Annotated in this window: 15 protein-coding genes and 1 pseudogene; 4 read left to right on the top strand and 12 right to left on the bottom strand. The window is 70.9% G+C overall.

Features of this window, described 5'->3' with window-relative positions:
* Nucleotides 1-50: 50 nt before the first annotated feature.
* The 4 genes from SY2F82_RS31185 to mnmA form a co-directional block, all read right to left on the bottom strand.
* The gene (locus SY2F82_RS31185; protein WP_200422521.1) at nt 51-2,666 is read right to left on the bottom strand and encodes a class I SAM-dependent DNA methyltransferase; all 2,616 of its coding nucleotides are present in this window, start codon (nt 2,664-2,666) and stop codon (nt 51-53) included.
* Nucleotides 2,667-2,768: 102 nt separating this feature from the next.
* The gene (locus SY2F82_RS31180; RefSeq protein WP_236041900.1) at nt 2,769-3,560 is read right to left on the bottom strand and encodes an RloB family protein; all 792 of its coding nucleotides are present in this window, start codon (nt 3,558-3,560) and stop codon (nt 2,769-2,771) included.
* The gene (locus SY2F82_RS31175) at nt 3,557-4,837 is read right to left on the bottom strand and encodes an ATP/GTP-binding protein (RefSeq protein ID WP_200422520.1); all 1,281 of its coding nucleotides are present in this window, start codon (nt 4,835-4,837) and stop codon (nt 3,557-3,559) included. Before SY2F82_RS31175 ends, SY2F82_RS31180 begins: the two co-directional genes overlap by 4 nt.
* A 159-nt stretch (nt 4,838-4,996) precedes the next feature.
* A complete protein-coding gene (gene mnmA, locus SY2F82_RS31170) occupies nt 4,997-6,121 on the bottom strand; it encodes a tRNA 2-thiouridine(34) synthase MnmA (RefSeq protein WP_200422519.1) in 1,125 nt (374 codons plus the stop codon).
* Between the two features lie 84 nt (nt 6,122-6,205).
* Between mnmA and SY2F82_RS31165 the strand changes: the two genes are divergently transcribed.
* Complete coding sequence (locus SY2F82_RS31165) at nt 6,206-6,862, top strand: N-acetylmuramoyl-L-alanine amidase (protein WP_236041899.1); 657 nt, start codon at nt 6,206-6,208, stop codon at nt 6,860-6,862.
* Nucleotides 6,863-6,896: 34 nt separating this feature from the next.
* Here the strand turns inward: SY2F82_RS31165 and SY2F82_RS31160 are convergent, their stop codons facing one another.
* The 3 genes from SY2F82_RS31160 to SY2F82_RS31150 all read right to left on the bottom strand — a co-directional run bounded on the left by SY2F82_RS31160 (nt 6,897) and on the right by SY2F82_RS31150 (nt 8,663).
* Nucleotides 6,897-8,060: a cysteine desulfurase family protein gene (locus SY2F82_RS31160; protein ID WP_200422517.1), complete on the bottom strand. Its 1,164-nt coding sequence runs from the start codon at nt 8,058-8,060 to the stop codon at nt 6,897-6,899.
* Nucleotides 8,061-8,147: 87 nt separating this feature from the next.
* Nucleotides 8,148-8,456, bottom strand: a complete 309-nt coding sequence (locus tag SY2F82_RS31155; RefSeq protein ID WP_374707219.1) for a DUF4190 domain-containing protein — start codon at nt 8,454-8,456, stop codon at nt 8,148-8,150.
* A gap of 39 nt (nt 8,457-8,495) precedes the next feature.
* Entirely contained in the window at nt 8,496-8,663 is a 168-nt protein-coding gene (locus tag SY2F82_RS31150; RefSeq protein ID WP_200422516.1) for a hypothetical protein, read from the bottom strand.
* Between the two features lie 134 nt (nt 8,664-8,797).
* Between SY2F82_RS31150 and SY2F82_RS31145 the strand changes: the two genes are divergently transcribed.
* A complete protein-coding gene (locus tag SY2F82_RS31145) occupies nt 8,798-9,424 on the top strand; it encodes a TetR family transcriptional regulator (protein WP_200422515.1) in 627 nt (208 codons plus the stop codon).
* 138 nt (nt 9,425-9,562) lie between these two features.
* Here the strand turns inward: SY2F82_RS31145 and SY2F82_RS31140 are convergent, their stop codons facing one another.
* Nucleotides 9,563-10,528 carry a YafY family protein gene (locus SY2F82_RS31140; RefSeq protein ID WP_200422514.1) on the bottom strand — a complete coding sequence of 322 codons (966 nt, stop codon included), beginning with the start codon at nt 10,526-10,528 and terminating at the stop codon, nt 9,563-9,565.
* A gap of 113 nt (nt 10,529-10,641) precedes the next feature.
* Here SY2F82_RS31140 and SY2F82_RS39255 point away from each other — a divergent pair, with 113 nt between their 5' ends.
* Nucleotides 10,642-11,271 carry a TIGR03086 family metal-binding protein gene (locus SY2F82_RS39255; protein WP_236041898.1) on the top strand — a complete coding sequence of 210 codons (630 nt, stop codon included), beginning with the start codon at nt 10,642-10,644 and terminating at the stop codon, nt 11,269-11,271.
* 442 nt (nt 11,272-11,713) lie between these two features.
* Here SY2F82_RS39255 and SY2F82_RS31130 read toward each other — a convergent pair whose 3' ends face one another.
* Nucleotides 11,714-12,574, bottom strand: a complete 861-nt coding sequence (locus SY2F82_RS31130) for a thioesterase family protein (protein WP_200422512.1) — start codon at nt 12,572-12,574, stop codon at nt 11,714-11,716.
* A gap of 220 nt (nt 12,575-12,794) precedes the next feature.
* On the opposite strand from SY2F82_RS31130, the pseudogene SY2F82_RS39735 reads away from it, so the two are divergent.
* A pseudogene (locus SY2F82_RS39735) lies at nt 12,795-13,595 on the top strand (alpha/beta hydrolase); the annotation flags it as partial.
* A gap of 289 nt (nt 13,596-13,884) precedes the next feature.
* On the opposite strand, the gene SY2F82_RS31120 reads toward SY2F82_RS39735, so the two are convergent.
* From SY2F82_RS31120 to SY2F82_RS31110, 3 genes are all read right to left on the bottom strand, one after another.
* Entirely contained in the window at nt 13,885-14,583 is a 699-nt protein-coding gene (locus tag SY2F82_RS31120) for a trimeric intracellular cation channel family protein (protein WP_200422731.1), read from the bottom strand.
* Between the two features lie 68 nt (nt 14,584-14,651).
* The gene (locus SY2F82_RS31115) at nt 14,652-16,052 is read right to left on the bottom strand and encodes a M1 family metallopeptidase (protein WP_200422511.1); all 1,401 of its coding nucleotides are present in this window, start codon (nt 16,050-16,052) and stop codon (nt 14,652-14,654) included.
* A gap of 105 nt (nt 16,053-16,157) precedes the next feature.
* Nucleotides 16,158-17,687, bottom strand: a complete 1,530-nt coding sequence (locus tag SY2F82_RS31110; RefSeq protein WP_200422510.1) for a dipeptide ABC transporter ATP-binding protein — start codon at nt 17,685-17,687, stop codon at nt 16,158-16,160.
* Between the last annotated feature and the right edge of the window lies 1 nt (nt 17,688).

The raw sequence follows: 17,688 nt of genomic DNA, 5'->3' as shown, positions 1-17,688 counted from the left end.
GGGAGTACCCATTCCTCGGACTCTTAAGAAGCACCTCCCCCAGCCGAACCTCACCCCGCATACCCAAGCTCCTTAAGCCACCGCCCCAGCTCACCCGCCGCCGCCTCGCTCTCGCCCTCAAGATCCTCCAGCGAGACCTCGTACTTCGCCGCCCACGACCGGAACGCCGCAACCAGCTCACGCCGCCCCGCCGCCACCGCCGCGTCCAGGCGGTCCGACAGCCCGGCGCCGAAGACTTCCAGGGCCACCCAGCGGGCGCCGTTCTCCTCCGCCTTGGCCAGGTCCGCCGCAGCCTTCAGGTCATTCAGAAAACGGTCGTCGAGGTCCGAACGTCGGCGGGAGGCCGCCGTACGCTCCTTGCGTAGGCGGGCGATCTTCTTCTCCAGGCGATCGATCTCGGCCGGGTCGGCGGGCTCTCCGCCTTCGACCGCATCCCCATCGGGTTCCTCCTCGTCTCCGGCAGCGCCCGCCGACACCTGCGCCGCAGCCAGCTCTGCCTGCGACTCCTTCAGCGCCGCCTCCGCCCGTGCAAGCTCCGCGTCCGCGCGCGCCACCTCCTCCAGGAACTCCGGAATCAGCGCCCGTACGACCGGCTGGTCCAGCGCCCGGCGCCGGTCCGCCGTCGTGACCGACGACTTACGGCTCTTTCGGCGGCCGGTACCGCCGTTGCCCGCGTCGTCGTTCTCGTCCTCGTCCGGCAGGACCGGGTCGACCATGTTCTCCACGGAGTCGATCCAGCCGTCGAGGACCCGGTCGTACCCGCCGGCCGCCAGGGCCTTGAGGTCGTACCGCACGGCCATCCACCAGTCGGCGACGATGCCCGCCGCCTCGTAGCGGTCCAGGACACCGACGCCCCGGACAGCCTCGGTGAAGCCCTCGACCAGACGGGCGCGCAGCGGCAGAAGGGCGTTGTGGCCGACGAGAGCCGTGAAGTGAGGCTCCTGCCGCCCCCACCACTCCTCGAAGGTCCGGCGGACCTCCGCCTCCTTCGGCGCCGCCACGTCCGGGATACGAGCCGCCGTCGCCTCGGGGCCCTCGGGCAAGAAGTCGACGTACGCCGGGTCGTCGTCCCTCGGGGCGAAGAGGTCAGTGATGTCCACCCCGTACGCGCCGAACGCCTTCGCCTTCGCCTCGACCTCCACGACCGGGACACCGCCGTACAGGTGGGCCCATACGTCCTGGGGGTCGGGCGGTGGGGAGTTGTCCACCCAGCGGCGGATGTTGAGGTTGGCGTCGGCGGCGAGCAGGGCGTCGACGTCCACGACGGCGGAGTAGCCTGGTTCCTCGCGCCACTCGCGGTAGACCGTGACGATCTTCTCGGCGTGTTCCTCGCCCAGCTCGTTCTGGTTGCGGGCCGCCCGGAACTCCCGGTCGGCGTTGATGAAGAGGACCTTTCCGGCCCGCTTGGGTGCCTTTCGGCCCGGTCTGCGCAGGACCAGGATGCAGCCGGGGATGCCGGTGCCGTAGAAGAGGTTGGGGCCGAGGCCGATCACGGCCTCGACGCAGTCGGCCTCCAGAAGCCCGACGCGGATATCGCGTTCCTTACCGCCCCGGAAGAGGACACCGTGCGGCATGACCGTGGCGGCCACGGCCTCCCGGTTCTCCTCCAGCACCGCGATCATGTGCTGTACGAACATCAGGTCGGCCTTCTTGCCGCTCTCAGGGGCGTATCCCCAGCGCATGCGGCGGCCGTGGTCCTCGTCGGCCTTGTTCACCAGTTCGGCGTCGTAGTTCAGGGAGAACGGCGGGTTCGACAGGACCTTGGTGAAGGTGTCCAGGCGGCCACCGGTGAGGTGCAGGGGCTCGGTGAGGGTGTCGCCGTGCTGGAGGTCGAACTCACGGATGCCGTGCAGCACCATGTTCATGCTGGCCATGGCCCAGGAGGGGCCGCTCTTGTCCTGGCCGTTGACCGACAGGTCGTCCGGCCCGCCGCCGCTCTCCTCCACGTACTCGTGCGCGGCGATCAGCATGCCGCCGGAGCCCGCGCAGGGGTCGTAGACGCTGTCGCCCGGCTTGGGGTCGACGAGGCGGACCATCATGCGCACGACCTCGCGGGGCGTGTAGAACTCGCCGCCGCGCTGGCCGGCACTGTCCGCGAACCGGGCCAGCAGGTACTCGTAGGCCGCGCCCAGCATGTCGGGGAACTCGAAGTCCTCGTTGCGCAGCCGGTAGAGGCTGAAGTGCCGGATGAGGGTGCGCAGTTCTTTGTCGGTGAAGCGGGGCCTGGTGCCGACGACCTCATTGAAGCTGATGTGGCTGGCGATGCCGCCGAGCTTGTCGTTGCTCTCCTGGATCGCCGCGAGCGCCTGGTCGAGGGCCTCGCCCACTCGCTCGGTGAGGGCGGAGATGCCCGGTGCGGGGCTGCCGGGGGTCGCGGGGTCGATGTGCGGGCCCTTCCACCAGCGAGCCCTCGGCGGAACGTAGAAGACGCGGGGGTATTTGTCCGGGTCGTTCGCCCGTGCCAGGGCCTTTCGCTCGTCCTTCTCCCGGTCTAGGGTCTGCGCGTAGACCCGCTTCCACTCCGGCTCGAACTCGTCGGAGGCCCGCTTCAGGAAGAGCATCCCGAAGATGAAGTCCCGGTACTCCGAGGCGTCCATCCGGCCGCGCAGGATGTCGGCGGCGGAGAAGAGATGCCGCTCCAGCTGGGGCAGGGTGATACGGGCCAAGGTGAGCCAGTCCTTCGTACGTGAGCAGTCACGGTGGTGAACCCAGGCAGCCTAGTCGGAGTGGCGGGGTCGGCGGAAACCGTTCGTCCCGGTGCTCTTCGATTACCGGCTTTCGTCCGCTCCGATGCCGAGGCTGACCAGCAGGCGCCACACATCGGACGAAGGATCGCGCTCGGCCGGATCGCAGCCGGGTGCGTGCCCAGTACGCCTGGTCCATGCGTCGTACGGCTCATTCGGCTCGGGGATGGGTTCCACCGTGAGGCCGCGGGCCGAGCAGCCGCCGTGCGGGTGCGGGCACTGCCGGACCAGTGCACGCGCGTTTCGGATCGCGGTGCCCTCCCGGCGGAGCAGGGCTTGGCCGCGTCGGCCCCCGAGGCTCTTGCCCCGGTCGCCCGACTGGGTGTCGTAGTCGGCGTACCCGTCGGCGTCGGGATGTCTGCGCAGCTTGTCGATGACGACGGCGTTTCGGCCGTTCTCGGGGCTGGTGTGCTGCTGGAAGTGGAGCAGGAGCCACAGTTCGAAGGACGGGTGGGACAGGGCCACCTGCACTCCGTGCCGAGCAGCGAGCCGCATCGCGTCCCGGATCTCCTGTGCGGTCTTGTCGCCTGAGTCGCGGTCGAAGAGCGCCCACATCTCGGCGCCGGTACCAAGCGCCGCCTCGACGACCGTCTCGACGACCTCCTTCGGTCGCAGGCCGTTGCGGTCGGGATGCGGGCAGAACCGCAGGAAGAAGCCGTTGTCCCTGGCGTAGACATCGTTGAGGAGCTTGACGTAGTCCTGCTCTGTCCTGGCCCCCTCCGTGGCCACGTACACCACACGCTGAGAGAGGTCCCGATAGGAGGCCAGGGAGCGACGGACCGCTCCGCCCGCCTGCCGCTGTCGTCTTCTGCTCACGCCGTGGCCTTCAGCCCCTCTTCGAGCAGGGCGAGCTGCCGGGCGACCTCTCCGCTGGTCAGACGGGGCACGCCCCCGTAGCTTCCCTGGAGGTAGCGGCGGACGAGGTTTTCGTCGTTGCGGACCTTGCGGGCGGCCGTGAGCGGGTACAGCTCGGTCTCCCCGGTACGGTTCTTGAGTGTGATCCACACCTGGTCGCGGTCCAGGGGCCGCTCGGCGACCGTGGGGCCGAGCAGAGTCGCGTCGTGTGTGGTGAAGACGAGCTGGGCCGAGCGCGGATTGACCTCGGGGTCCTGGAGGATACGGATGACCTCGGCGGCCAAGAGCGGGTGCAGACTGGAGTCCAGTTCGTCGACCAGGAGTGTGCCGCCCCTGTCCAGGACATGCAGCAAGGGGCCCAGGAAGGCGAACCAGGCGTGCGTGCCGAGCGACTCCTCGGTCCAGAAGTCGAGGGGCTTGCTTCCTCCGTCGGCGGCCTGGTGAAGAAACACCGGGTCGCCGGTCTCGGGGTCGACCGTGAGGTCCGCGATACCGAGGTCCGCTGCCCGTAGCCAGGTGGCGAAGCGATCCCTGAGGTCGGAGTCCGCTCCGCCGATCAGTTCCCTGGTCCAGTGGGTCCGTTCCTCCACGTCCTCACCGCCGGCGACGAGCCACAGGTTGTCCTGGAACCAGCGGTGGATCGCCGACAGCTGCGGGTGGTTCATGGCGGCGGCCACCGTCAGGAAGAGGGAGTTCGGCCGGGTGAGGCTCACATAGGCCTCTTTGGCCCCGCGCAATCCGCGGCTCGGAAACCTGATCTCGCCGCCGTCCTCAGCAGGTCGGTCCGCCTCGCGGTCGAACCACACCTGGCGGCGCCCACTGGGATAGGCGTGCAGCCACTCGGCTTCCACACGCTCGTCCGACAGTTCGAAGCCGTAGGTGTAACGGATCCGCTCGCCTCCCGTCGGCAGCAGCAGATCGGCCTCGAACAGGCTGGTGTCCTGGCGTGCACGGGGATCCAGTGTGAAGGGCTCACGGGGCACGCCGGGATCCTTGCCCCATTCGGCGAAGGACTCGCGGACGGCCCTGCGCATGAAGTGCATCGCCAGGAGCACGTTCGACTTGCCGGAGGCGTTGGCGCCGAAGATTCCGACCACGGGCAAGGTCTTCAGCTCCTTGCCGCGTGAGCGGACGCCGGTGTCCCGGGCGAAGCGGCCGTCCAGCTCCGAGGCCGCCAGCGACAACTCCATCTCGTCTCTGATCGACCGGTGGTTGGCCACGCGAAAGCTGAGCAGCACAGCGGGTGGCCTCCTTACCGGTGGGAGAGCGTCCGGTTGATCTGTTGCTTGGCGCCATTTCGTACGGGTAACCCGTACAGCAAGCTTATGACGAGCGGCGAGGTGTGGCCAGAGGACGTCAGCGCATGCTGACGGAAGGATTGCTACGGTGCGGCCAAATCAGAGAGAGGCGGCCGTCGCCCGCCGGGTCGACGCGATCGTCGCCGAGCCCACCACGCGCGTGCCGTCGTACAGGACGATGGCCTGGCCGGGGGCCACCCCGCGGACCGGCTCGGCGAAGCGGACCCGCAGTTCGCCGTCGACCAGTTCTGCGGTCACCTCCGTCTCGCCGCCGTGCGCGCGGAGCTGGGCCGTGTACGTGCCGGGACCGGCGGGGGCCGTCCCGCACCAGCGGGGCTTGATCGCCGTCAGGGCGGAGACGTCCAGGGCGGACGCCGGGCCGACGGTGACCGTGTTCGTCACCGGGGAGATGTCCAGGACGTAGCGCGGCTTGCCGTCCGGGGCCGGGGTGCCGATCCTGAGACCCTTGCGCTGGCCGATCGTGAAGCCGTACGCGCCGTCGTGCGTGCCCAGCCTGGCGCCGGACTCGTCGACGATGTCGCCCTCGGCCTTGCCGAGCCGGCGGGCGAGGAAGCCCTGGGTGTCGCCGTCGGCGATGAAGCAGATGTCGTGCGAGTCGGGCTTCTTGGCGACCGCGAGGCCGCGCCGCTCGGCCTCCGCGCGGATCTCGTCCTTGGTGGTGACCGTGTCGCCGAGCGGGAACATGGCGTGCGCGAGCTGCTTGTCGTCGAGCACGCCGAGCACGTACGACTGGTCCTTCGCCATGTCGGAGGCCCGGTGGAGCTCGCGGGTGCCGTCGGGCAGGGTCACGATCTTCGCGTAGTGGCCGGTGCAGACCGCGTCGAAGCCCAGCGCCAGCGCCTTGTCGAGCAGCGCCGCGAACTTGATCTTCTCGTTGCAGCGCAGGCAGGGGTTCGGGGTGCGTCCGGCCTCGTACTCGGCGACGAAGTCCTCGACCACGTCCTCGCGGAACCTGTCGGCGAGGTCCCAGACGTAGAACGGGATGCCGATGACGTCCGCGGCGCGGCGGGCGTCGCGCGAGTCCTCGATGGTGCAACAGCCGCGCGCACCCGTGCGGAACGACTGCGGGTTCGCGGACAGCGCGAGGTGGACGCCGGTCACGTCGTGGCCGGCCTCGGCGGCGCGGGCGGCGGCGACGGCGGAGTCGACCCCGCCGGACATGGCGGCGAGGACGCGGAGGGGGCGCTGCGGGGTGTCAGTCATAGCCCTTCAAGGGTACGGGGCCGTGGGAACCGCTGTCGGCGAGTATCCGTTGACGGTCACAGCGGGGATCACATGGGGGATCACATGGCGGACAGGGACGGCGACCGGCGGCTCGGGCGGCGCGCGCTGATCCTCGGCGGTGCGGCGGCCGCCGTGGGCACGGCCGTGCTGGCGCGGCAGGAGCTGGCACATGTGTGGTGGCGGCTGCCCGGCGTCGAGAAGCCGCGGGTGGAGGGCGCGGTCGACTTCCCCGGTGCTCGATGGCTGGCCGCGTCGCCGGCGAACCTGCGGCGCGCGGACCGGCCGGACGACTACGACATAGACCGTGTGGTCGTCCATGTCACCCAGGGCGGCTACAGCAGCGCGGTGAAGGTGTTCCAGGACCCCGGGCACGGTGCGGCGGCCCACTACATCGTGCGCCGGGACGGAGGGGTCACGCAGATGATCCGCGAGCTGGACGTGGCGTTCCACGCGGGCAACCGGGAGTACAACGAGCGCAGCGTCGGCATAGAGCACGAGGGGTTCGTGGAGCGGGCGTCGTCCTTCACCGACGCGATGTACGCGGCGTCGGCGCGGCTCACGGCTGCGGTCTGCGGGCGGTACGGGATACCCGTCGACCGGGAGCACATCATCGGGCACGCCCAGGTGCCGGGGACGGACCACACGGACCCGGGACCGCACTGGGACTGGGAGCGGTACATGCGGCTCGTACGGCGGGAGCGGGCGGCGCGGGCCCGGTAGGGCTCGGAGGCCCGGTAGGGCTCGGAGGCCGGTGTCAGGTCAGCCCCGCCGTGCGCGCGCGCTCCACCACGGGGCCGATCGCCTTCGCGACCGCCTCCACGTCCGCCTCCGTGGACGTGTGGCCCAGGGAGAAGCGCAGGGTGCCGCGGGCGAGGTCCGGGTCGGTGCCGGTGGCGAGCAGGACATGGCTCGGCTGGGCCACCCCCGCCGTGCAGGCGGAGCCCGTGGAGCACTCGATGCCCTGGGCGTCCAGCAGCAGGAGCAGGGAGTCGCCCTCGCAGCCGGGGAACGTGAAGTGGGCGTTGGCCGGGAGCCGGTCCACCGGGTCGCCGCCCAGGATCGCGTCCGGGACCGCCTTGCGGACCTCCTCGACCAGGTCGTCGCGCAGGGCGCCGATCTCGCGGGCGAACCACTCGCGTTGCTCGGCGGCGAGCCGTCCGGCGACCGCGAAGGACGCGATGGCGGGCACGTCCAGGGTGCCGGAGCGCACATGGCGTTCCTGGCCGCCGCCGTGCAGCACCGGGACGGGGCTGTACTGGCGGCCGAGGACCAGCGCGCCGATGCCGTACGGGCCGCCGATCTTGTGGCCGGAGACCGTCATCGCGGCGAGGCCCGAGGCCTCGAAGTCGACGGGGACCTGGCCGAAGGCCTGGACGGCGTCCGCGTGCAGCGGGACGCCGAACTCGGCTGCGGTCTCGGCCAGTTCGCGGACCGGCATGACCGTGCCGATCTCGTTGTTGGCCCACATCACGGTGGCGAGGGCGACGTCGTCGGGGTCGCGGGCGATGGCCTCGCGCAGGGCCTCGGGGTGGACGCGGCCGTAGGAGTCGACCGGCAGGTATTCGACGGTGGCACCCTCGTGTTCGCCGAGCCAGTGGACGGCGTCCAGGACGGCGTGGTGTTCCACGGGGCTCGCGAGGACCCGGGTGCGGGCCGGGTCGGCGGCGCGGCGGGCCCAGAACAGGCCCTTCACGGCGAGGTTGTCGGCCTCGGTGCCGCCGGAGGTGAAGACCACCTCACTGGGGCGGGCGCCGAGGGCCTCTGCGAGGGTTTCGCGGGCCTCTTCGACGGTTCGCCTGGCGCGGCGGCCCGATGCGTGCAGCGAGGAGGCGTTGCCCGTGATGCCGAGGTGCGCGGTCAGGGCCTGTGCCGCCTCGGGGAGCATCGGGGTGGTCGCGGCGTGGTCGAGGTATGCCATGGTGACGCCAATTCTAGGCCCCACCCGTTTGGTGGCCGGTGTGGCCGGGCCTCGGCGCAGCCGGACCCGGCGCCGTGGTGGCGGCGGTCAGAAGCTCCAGGAGACCGTGTGGTCCAGCTGCATGAACGTCACCAGGAGCACCAGGTCCGCCACGCCCAGGCCGAGGCCCAGCAGGGCGCGGCCCCGGCGGGTCGTGCCGCGCCACAGGGCCACCGCGGCCAGGGCGATGGCGATCGGGCCCAGCACCACGTTCAGGACGAGCAGGCCGAGCAGGCCGAGGATGAAGGACGCGACGGCCATGCCGTTCGCGTCGCGCACGCCGGTGCGGCCGGCCGGGGCAGCGGTCTCCTTGCCGTGTGCGGTGGTGCCCTTGGTTCGTACGGCGGTGAGTTGCATGACGGTCAGCTCCCGAGAGTCGAAGGACGTGCGGCGGTCTTAGTGGGCCGACGTGTGCCGGCGGCGCCCCTGCCGTTCGCGGACCGCGAAGACCACGAGCCATACGGCGATGACGGCCGCGGCGACGAAGGTGAAGGAGAGCGGGGCGTGGGCCACGGTGCCCAGGACGGTGCCCAGCAGCAGAAGCGCGGCGACGAGGAACAGCATGGGACGAGATCCCCCTTCGGGATGCCTCTCGTGACGATTCGGTGAACGGTTGTGGTTACAGTTGTTCACTGACTTCCCAGTCTAGCGCCTCCCATGGCTTTCCAATTCCAGAGAACAGTTGTTAACTGCATGGCATGAGTCACACCCTCGGCATCCGGCAGGCCCAGAAGCAGAAGACCCGGCAGGCGCTGCTGGACGCGGCGCTCGGCCTGCTGGAGGAGCAGAGCCTGAGCAGCCTGGGGCTGCGCGAGGTCACCCGTGCGGTCGGCGTCGCGCCGACCGCCTTCTACCGGCATTTCCGGTCGACCGCGGATCTCGGCGTGGAGCTGGTCGAGGAGGCCCTCGGCAGCCTCCACCCGATGATCGAGTCCACGGTCTCGGCGACCGGCGACAGCGACGAACGCATCGAGCGCGCCGTCGGGCTGATCGCCCGTCATGTGGACGCGTACCCCGCACACGTACGGTTCATCGCCCGGGAACGGCACGGTGGCGTCCAGCCGGTGCGGGAGGCGATACGCCGGCAACTCGCCCGGTTCGCCGAGGAGGTGAAGGTCGCGCTGGCCGAACACCCCGAGTCCGCCGGGTGGAGCGAGGAGGACCTGCTGATGCTCGCCGGTCTGTACGTCGACCAGATGCTGGTGACCGCTTCCCAGTTCCTGGAGGCCATGGAGGGCGCCGCCGAGGACCGGGATCGGGTGGCCCGGCTCGCCGTCCAGCGGATGCGGCTGATCAGCATCGGCCGCCACCACTGGAGGGAGTGACGGTCCACAGATCGACGTGCGCGTCTCCTGCCCGCGGTGGCCGCTTGGGGCTTGACCCACGGCGTCCTGTGACGCGGCTGTGCGGCGGGCGAACGGGGCCCCAAATAACCTTGCCGACCTGCGTGTTCGTCCCGGAGCTCAGTCCCCGCGCCGGTACAGTTCCGTGACGGAGGCCGCCGCCCGCGCCAGTTCCTCGCGGGCCTCGGGTGGCGCCAGGATCTCCAACCGGTCGGCGAACATCAGCAGTTGGCGCACCTCGCGGACGAACCCGTACGACAGCCGGGCGGTCGCCCAGGGACTCTCGCCGTCGTCCTCCGGCAGGGCGACGAGCGCGGAGGCGGTCAGCCGCTGGAACATGTCCAGGATGTCGCGGCGCACCCGGACCGTCACCTCGAAACCGCCCGGCCGCTCCTCGACCTGCCGGCGCAGCACCTCCCACGCGTCGGCGAGTTCGACACCGGGGCGCCGCCGCACCGGGTCCGGCAGCAGGGTCGCCGAGCGCACCCGGTCCGCGCGGAACAACCTGGGGGTACCGCGGCGGTCGGCGACCAGGTACCAGACACCGGCCTTCGAGACGAGCCCGTACGGGTCCACGGTGTACGTGCGCGGGGCCGTGGCCCCGCTGTGCCGGTAGTGCAGCCTGAGGCGCCGGTCGGCGAACACCGCGTCCTGGAGGGTGTCCAGGTCGACGGCGGACTGCGGGCCGCCCTTCCAGCGCGTGGCGTCGACCAGGATGCGGCGGCTGGTGGCCTCGGCGGCCGGGCGGTGCGGGGCGGGCAGCGCCGCCATCACCTTGCGCAGCGCGGAGCCGAGGGCGGCGTCGAGGCCGAGCGCGGCGTGCGCGCCCTGGGCGGCCAGGATGAACAGGGCGCGGGACTCGTCGGCGGTCAGGCCCGTGACGTCCGTGCGGAATCCGGCGAGCAGTTCGATGCCGCCGTGCCGTCCGCGTTCCGCGTAGACCGGGACGCCGGAGGCCGAGAGGGCCTCGATGTCGCGGTAGATGGTGCGCACCGACACCTCCAGCCGCTCGGCGAGTTCGTGGGCGGGGACGCGGCCGCGGGTCTGGAGCAGCAGGAGGATCGACAGCAGGCGGTCGGACTTCACCGGCACAGGATCGCGGGCACGGGTACGGCCGCGCAAATGTTGACGGAAACTGTCAGGTTATGGCGCGAGTCTCCAGTCATTCCCTCGCGGACCCGAACAGAACGGAGAGGACCATGACCTCCGAGACCGCCATGGCCCACGGCACCGGCACGACCACCGACACCATGACCGACCCCCGCCCCGTGTACGCCCGCGCCGCCGAGCAGGCCGCCGCACTGATCGAGACGGTACGCCCGGGACAGCTCGCGGGTCCGACGCCGTGTACGGAGTTCGACGTACGGACGCTGCTGTCGCACATCGTCGGTGGCACCCTGCGGATCGCCCAGGTCGGCGCGGGCGGCGACGGGATGGCCCTGCATCCCTTCGTGGACGGCGTTCCGGACGACGACTGGGCGGCCGCCTACGACGAGGCCAGGTCCGCGGTGCGGCGGGGCTGGGCGGACGACGGCCGGCTGGACGCGGCGGTGCGCGTGCCGTGGGGAGAGGCGCCGGGGCGCAGTGCGCTGTCCGGGTATGTGATGGAGTGCGTGGCCCACACCTGGGATCTCTGGCAGGCCCTGGGGCGGCCCGGTGACCTGGACCCCGAACTGGCGGAGTTCGCGCTCGCGGTGGGCCGCCTCGTCCTGCCGGAGGCGGAGCGGGGCGACGACCTGCCGTTCGCGTCGGCGGTTCCGGCCCCCGAGGGGGCCGACGCCTACGCGCGCCTGGCGGCGTGGCTGGGCCGCCGGCCGCTGGACGGGTAGGACCGGGGCCGCGGGGTGGGCCGGTGCCGCTGGTGCGGCGGGTGCCGCCGATGCCGCCGGTGCCGCCGATGCCGCCGGTGCCGCCGGTGCCGCCGGTGCCGCCGGTGCCGCCGGTACAGCCGGTACAGCCGGTACAGCCGGTGCGGCCGGTGCGGCGGGTGCGGGCTTCGCCCCCGCCGCCCTTACCCGCTCCCATCCCCCGGGGGCTTCGCCCCTTCGACCCGCCAGGGGCTCCGCCCCTGAACCCGACCGGGGCTCCGCCCCCAACCGCCTGACGGGATTCCGCCCCTGAAGCCCGGCGGGCTCCGGCCCTGAAGCCCGGCGGGCTCCGGCCCAGCACCCCTTCGGGCTCCGCACCTGCACCTCGGCCGCCATCCCCGACCCGGCGGCTCCGCCCCGGCACCCCGACCGCTGTGCCCCGTGCCCCGGTCCCGTGACAGGGTCAGGGCAGTTTGACGCGGGCCAGTTGGCGGGACTGGGCGACCAGGCGGTCGTCGGTGTCCCAGACCTCCGCGTCCTCCTCCAGGAAGCCGCCGGCGAGGTTGCGTGTGGTGATCGAGACGCGCAGGGGGCCCGGAGCCGGGCGGGAGCGTACGTGCACGGTCAGCTCGATCGTCGGTACCCAGCCGGAGATTCCCAGCTCGAAGGCGGTGGGCGGCAGCGCGTCCACCGCGAGCAGCAGGGACAGGGGGTCGGCGTCCCGGCCGTCGGCAAGGCCGAACCAGGCCCGCATCTCACCCTTCCCGGAGGGCGCGCCGAGCGCCCAGCCCAGGGTCGCGGGGTCCAGCTTGAGCATCAGTCGGTCGGTGATGGCGGAGCTGCCGGGGACCGGCGCCGGAGCGTCCTGCGGGCCGAAGCACTGCTCCAGAGGCGGCATCGCGGGCGGCCGCGCGCTCGTACGGACGTCGTCGGGGAGGGAGTCCAGGTCGCCGTAGGAGGCGAGGACGCGGATGCGCTCCACCTCGTGGCCCTCCTCGTCGAACTGGAAGAGGGACGCCTGGCCCGTGGAGAGGGTGCGGCCGGTGCGCACCACGTCCGTGCGCACGACGGCCGGGCCCGGCTGGGAGGCCGTCAGGTAGTGCGCCGAGACGGTGAAGGGGTCCGGGTGCGGCAGGGCGTCCGCGAGGGCGCGGCCCAGGACGGCCAGCAGATAGCCGCCGTTGACGGCGTTGATGATCGTCCAGCCGGCGGAGAGGTCGATGTCGTAGACGCCGGGTTCCCGTCGGGTGACCGCGGTGTCGCGGTCGAACTCGCTGTCGCCGATCGTGGCCCGCGCGGCCGGTGCGGTAGCTGCTTCTGGCATGCCAGAACCGTACAACAAGAAATTACTAAGCAGTAGCTTTGGAGGCGGCCGAGTGGGTGACGTCGCGCCGGACCTCCGCGCGACTTTCGGCCATTCTCCGGTGAGGTTTTGGCAATTTCCCGGTAAGTGTCCCCACACGTCCGTGACCGACGGCCCGCTCTCTCCCTCTCAGAGGATGTACAGCCCGTTCCGCCCGTTCACAGGAAGAGCCGCATAGCCGATGAGCCTGACCGGGACGCCGTTCCTCATCACGTCGATCGCCCTCTTGGCGGTCGCCCTCATCCTGCCTCTGCTCCTGTGGTCGCGGCTGCGGGGCCCGATGGTGCTGCGCCAGGCCGTCCGGGTGCTCATGCTCGTGTTCGCCCAGGCCACGGCGGTCACCCTCGTCTTCGTCCTGGTGAACAACGCCAACAGCCTCTACGACAACTGGTCCGACCTGTTCGGCACGGGCGACCACGTGCAGCAGGCCGCCGACCTCGGCAAGGACGGCACCGGCGGCATCCAGGTCAAGGCCCTGCCCAAGGTCAAACAGACGTTCACTCCGGCGAACGGCCCGGGCATGCGCGCGGCCGGCGGGGTGGAGGTCACCCAGCTCAAGGGCCGGGTCTCCGGCGTCGACGCCGAGGTCTACGTGTGGCTGCCGCCGCAGTACAACGACCCCGCCTACAAGGACAAGAAGTTCCCGGTGGTGGAGCTGCTGTCCGGCTACCCGGGCTCGGCCAAGGCCTGGTTCGGCTCGCTGAAGGTGCACGAGCAGCTGCTGCCGCTGATGAAGAGCGGGCAGGTGGAGCCGTTCATCCTGGTGTCGCCGCGCACCAACCTCATCGCCAAGGTCGACACCGGCTGCGCGAACATCCCGGGCGCCGTGAACGCCGACACCTGGCTCAGCATCGACGTGCCCAAGATGATCACGGACAACTTCCGCGCCCAGGCCGCCCCGGACGGCTGGGCGGCCGCCGGGTACTCCGCGGGAGCGCACTGCGCCGCGAAGCTCGTGGTCGCGCACCCCGACCGCTACCGGGCAGCGATCAGCCTGTCCGGGTACAACGACCCGATCGGCGAGCGCAGCTCGCTGGCCGCGCGGAGCGTCGCGCTGCGCCGGGCGAACAACCCGTACTTCATCCTGAAGGGCTACCGCACCCCGCCGCGGATCTCGCTCTACCTGTCCGGCGAGGACGGCGACGGCTACCAGGCGGCCGCCGCGCTGCAGGCGATCGCGAAACCGCCGACGCTGGTGCGTGCGGTGCGGATCCCGCGCAGCGCCGGCGGGCACAGCATGGCCCTGTGGCGGCCGCAGATCCCGACGGTGTTCACCTGGCTGAGCCAGCAGATGACCGGCCAGGCCACGGGGAGTCTTCCTCAGCCACATTGGACCGCCGGTTCCAAGCGCGCGGAGCTCGCCAGTGGTACCTCATCGCCATCAGGCGTAGTACGAAAGCGGTGACGACCGCGAGCCCCGAGGTGAACGGGGTCAGCGCGTCGAAACGTATGCAGAGCGCGACCATGGTGGCCCCGACGATCGCCGGGACCGCGTAGAGGTCGCGGTCCCAGCGCAGCAGCGAGGGCACCTCGTTGGCGAGGACGTCGCGCAGGACACCACCGCCCACGGCCGTCGCGAGGCCGAGGGCGGCGGACGCGGTCAGGCCTAGCCCGTAGGCGTACGCCTTCGTCGTCCCCGCGACGCAGAACAGCCCGAGGCCGGCCGCGTCGAAGACGTTGACGGCGACCTGGATGCGCTCCACCTGAGGATGGAGGAAGACCACCAGGAGGGCGGCGAGCAGCGGGGTCAGGAAGTACCCCAGATCCGTGAACGCGGCCGGCGGCACGGCGCCGATGACCACATCCCGGAACAGCCCTCCGCCCAGCGCGGTGACCTCGGCGAGCACGGCGATGCCGAACACGTCGAAGTTCTTGCGGACGGCCAGCAGGGCGCCGGAGATCGCGAAGACGAAGATGCCGACGACATCCAGCGTGTGCTGGACGGAGGGACTGAACAATTGCTGGAGCACCCTTACATTCTCACCCATCCAGCAGGGTGCACCTTACAAAGCAAGGAGAACTCCGGGTTGCGCCGAAGTTACAGCGCCGGCTTGCCCGTGGTGAAGATCCATTTCTGGAACAGGTCGTCGAGCTGCCGCCCGGAGATCCTCTCCGCGAGCCGGATGAAGTCGCCGGTGTTCGCGTTGCCGTAGCGGTGGAGCCTGGTCCAGGCGGGCAGCAGCTCGAAGAACGCCCTGTCGCCGATGCGCTCGCGCAGTGCCTGGAGCGTCATCGCCCCGCGCTGGTACACCGCGGAGGCGAACATGGTGTCGCGCTGCGGGTCGGCCACCTTGATCTGCCAGAACGCGTTGTCGGCGGGGCGGGCGTCGTACGCCGCGACGAAGGAGTCGTGCGCCGAGCGGCTGCCCTTGTGCTCGGCCCACAGCCACTGGGCGTAGGTCGCGAAACCCTCGTTGAGCCAGATGTCCTTCCAGTGCGCCACCGAGACCGAGTCGCCGAACCACTGGTGGGCCAGCTCGTGCACGATCGTCGTCTCGTTGCGGACGGCCGAGTACGCGGGCTTCGACTGGACCTCCAGGGAGAAGCCGGCCTCGGGCATGTCGTCGACGATGGCGCCGGTCTCCTCGAAGGGGTACGGGCCGAAGACCTTCGACCAGTAGTCGGTGGCCTCGGCGGTGACGGCGTACACGTCGACGCTGTTGCTGTTCTTCAGGACGGGGTCGATGGCGACGTAGATCGGGATCCCGGACGGCGTCTTCCCGGTCCGCACGTCGAACTTTCCGATGGTCGCCGTCGCCAGGTAGGTGGCCATCGGCTTGGACTCCCGCCAGTGGGTGACGGTCTGGTCCCCCTTGTCGTACGTCGATATGAGCCGTCCGTTGGAGACCGCGGTCAGGCCCTTGGGCGCCTTGATGCGGATGTCGTAGGTGGCCTTGTCGGAGGGGTGGTCGCTGGACGGGAACCAGGTGGAGGCGGCGTTGGGCTCGCAGGCGACGAAGACGCCGTCGGCGGTCTTCATCCACCCGTACTTGGAGCCGAAGACGATCGGGCCGCCGAGGGGCTGCGGGATGCCGCCGTAGGTGACGGCGACCGTGAAGTCCCGGCCCCGGGGGAGAACGCCGCGCGGGGTGATGCGGATCTCGTCACCCTGGCGCGTGAAGCGGGCGGGTCTGCCGTTCACCTCGACCCTCGTGACCTGAAGCTGCTGCAGGTCCAGGTCGAAGGAGGTGAGGCTCTGGGTGGCACGGGCCGTGATCGTCGTACGGCCGTCGAGACGGCCGGTGGCCGGGGCGTACGCCACGTCGAGGGCGTAGTGGCGGGCGTCGAAGCCGCCGTTGCCGAGCTGCGGGAAGTAGGCGTCACCGATGCCGTCGGAACCCGGGGCCGGGGCGGAGGACGCCGCGACGGCGAGGAAGGAGGCCGCCGCCGTGGCCAGAACCCCTAAGCGCGCCGAACGTGCCGAACGGGAGAGTGCCATGGAGTCATCCCTTCGAGCGTGCGCCGATCAGTCGATCGGACGGTCACGCCAGACTCTGCACTCTCCCGTTCGGTCATGTGCATGACTTTGCCAAGTTGTCATGCCTTACTTGTCGGTTGACTCCTGACGATCCGCTGCCGCGGGCTTGTCGGGAGCGGGCTCCTTCGAGGGCGCCTCGTCGGCGGTCTCCTCCGAGTCCGACTCGCCGGAGGGCGCGTCCGAGGGCGTCTCGCCGGAGGGCGCGTCCGAGTCCGACTCGCCGGAGGGCTCGTCCGAGGGCGTCTCGTCGGCGGTCTCCTCCGAGTCCGACTCGCCGGAGGGCGCGTCCGATGGTGCCTCGCCGGCGGTCTCCTCCGCGGACTCCTCGCCCGCGGATGCCGGGGTCTCCTCCGCGGAGGGTGCTTCCGCGTCCTCGGAGTGGGCGGATGCCTCGGAGGGCTCCTCCGCCGCAGCCGGTGCACCGGAGGCCTCGGCCTCGGCTCCGACCGCCGCGGCCACCGCCGCCGACGTCTCCGCGGACTCCGCCAGCACCTCGTCGGCGACCAGCTTCGCCGCCTCCTTGGCGTCGGAGAGCAGCACCGTGTCCTGCGGAGCCTGGTCCTCGAAGTTCTCCGGGTGGTGGCATGCCACCCGCTGCCCCGGCTTCAGCTCCACCAGCTGCGGCTCGGTGGTCCGGCAGATCTCCGTAGCCTTCCAGCACCGGGTGTGGAAGCGGCAGCCGCTCGGCGGCGCGATCGGCGAGGGGACGTCGCCCTTGAGCAGGATGCGCTCGCTCTTGGCGTTCTTCCGCTTCGGGTCCGGGATCGGCACCGCCGACATCAGCGCCTTGGTGTACGGGTGCATCGGCGCCTTGTACAGCGAGTCGCGGTCGGCCAGCTCGACGATCTTGCCGAGGTACATCACCGCGATCCGGTCCGAGACGTGCCGGACGACCGACAGGTCGTGCGCGATGATCACGTACGTCAGGCCCAGCTCCTGCTGGAGGTCGTCGAGCAGGTTGACGACCTGCGCCTGGATCGACACGTCGAGCGCGGACACCGGCTCGTCGGCCACGACCAGCTTCGGGTTGAGCGCGAGCGCCCGGGCGATGCCGATGCGCTGGCGCTGACCGCCGGAGAACTCGTGCGGATAGCGGTTGTAGTGCTCGGGGTTGAGACCCACGACCGACAGCAGCCGCTGCACTTCCTTCTTGATGCCGCCCTCGGGCGTGACGCCCTGGAGCCGGAAGGGCGCGCCGACGATGGTGCCGATGGTGTGGCGCGGATTCAGCGACGAGTACGGGTCCTGGAAGATCATCTGCACATCGCGGCGCAGCGGGCGCATCCCGCTCACCCCGAGGTGCGTGATGTCCTTGCCCTCGAACTCGATGGTGCCTTCGCTCGGCTCGAGCAGCCTGGTGATCAGCCGGCCCATGGTGGACTTGCCGCAGCCGGACTCGCCCACGACGCCCAGCGTTTCGCCGGCCTTGACCTCGAAGTCGAGGCCGTCGACCGCGCGCACGGCGCCGACCTGCCGCTGGAGCAGGCCCTTACGGATGGGGAAGTGCTTCTTGAGGCCGGTCACCTTCAGCAGGGTCTCGCCGGGTGCGGCGTCCTTGGTGAGGGTGGCACCGTCGCTCTGCGCAGGAATCGTCACT

This window comes from Streptomyces sp. Y2F8-2 (assembly GCF_014905555.1).
Lineage (GTDB): Bacteria > Actinomycetota > Actinomycetes > Streptomycetales > Streptomycetaceae > Streptomyces > Streptomyces cynarae.
This window is presented reverse-complemented; position numbering and strand designations above follow the sequence as displayed.

Excerpts from the sequence above, each read along its gene's own strand:
- SY2F82_RS31165 (WP_236041899.1), top strand. The coding sequence starts at position 6,206 with ATGGCGGACAGGGACGGCGACCGGCGGCTCGGGCGGCGCGCGCTGATC.
- SY2F82_RS31160 (WP_200422517.1), bottom strand. The coding sequence starts at position 8,060 with ATGGCATACCTCGACCACGCCGCGACCACCCCGATGCTCCCCGAGGCG.
- SY2F82_RS31130 (WP_200422512.1), bottom strand. The coding sequence starts at position 12,574 with ATGCCAGAAGCAGCTACCGCACCGGCCGCGCGGGCCACGATCGGCGAC.
- SY2F82_RS31150 (WP_200422516.1), bottom strand. The coding sequence starts at position 8,663 with ATGCTGTTCCTCGTCGCCGCGCTTCTGCTGCTGGGCACCGTCCTGGGC.
- SY2F82_RS31145 (WP_200422515.1), top strand. The coding sequence starts at position 8,798 with ATGAGTCACACCCTCGGCATCCGGCAGGCCCAGAAGCAGAAGACCCGG.
- SY2F82_RS39255 (WP_236041898.1), top strand. The coding sequence starts at position 10,642 with ATGACCTCCGAGACCGCCATGGCCCACGGCACCGGCACGACCACCGAC.
- SY2F82_RS31155 (WP_374707219.1), bottom strand. The coding sequence starts at position 8,456 with ATGCAACTCACCGCCGTACGAACCAAGGGCACCACCGCACACGGCAAG.
- SY2F82_RS31115 (WP_200422511.1), bottom strand. The coding sequence starts at position 16,052 with ATGGCACTCTCCCGTTCGGCACGTTCGGCGCGCTTAGGGGTTCTGGCC.
- mnmA (WP_200422519.1), bottom strand. The coding sequence starts at position 6,121 with ATGACTGACACCCCGCAGCGCCCCCTCCGCGTCCTCGCCGCCATGTCC.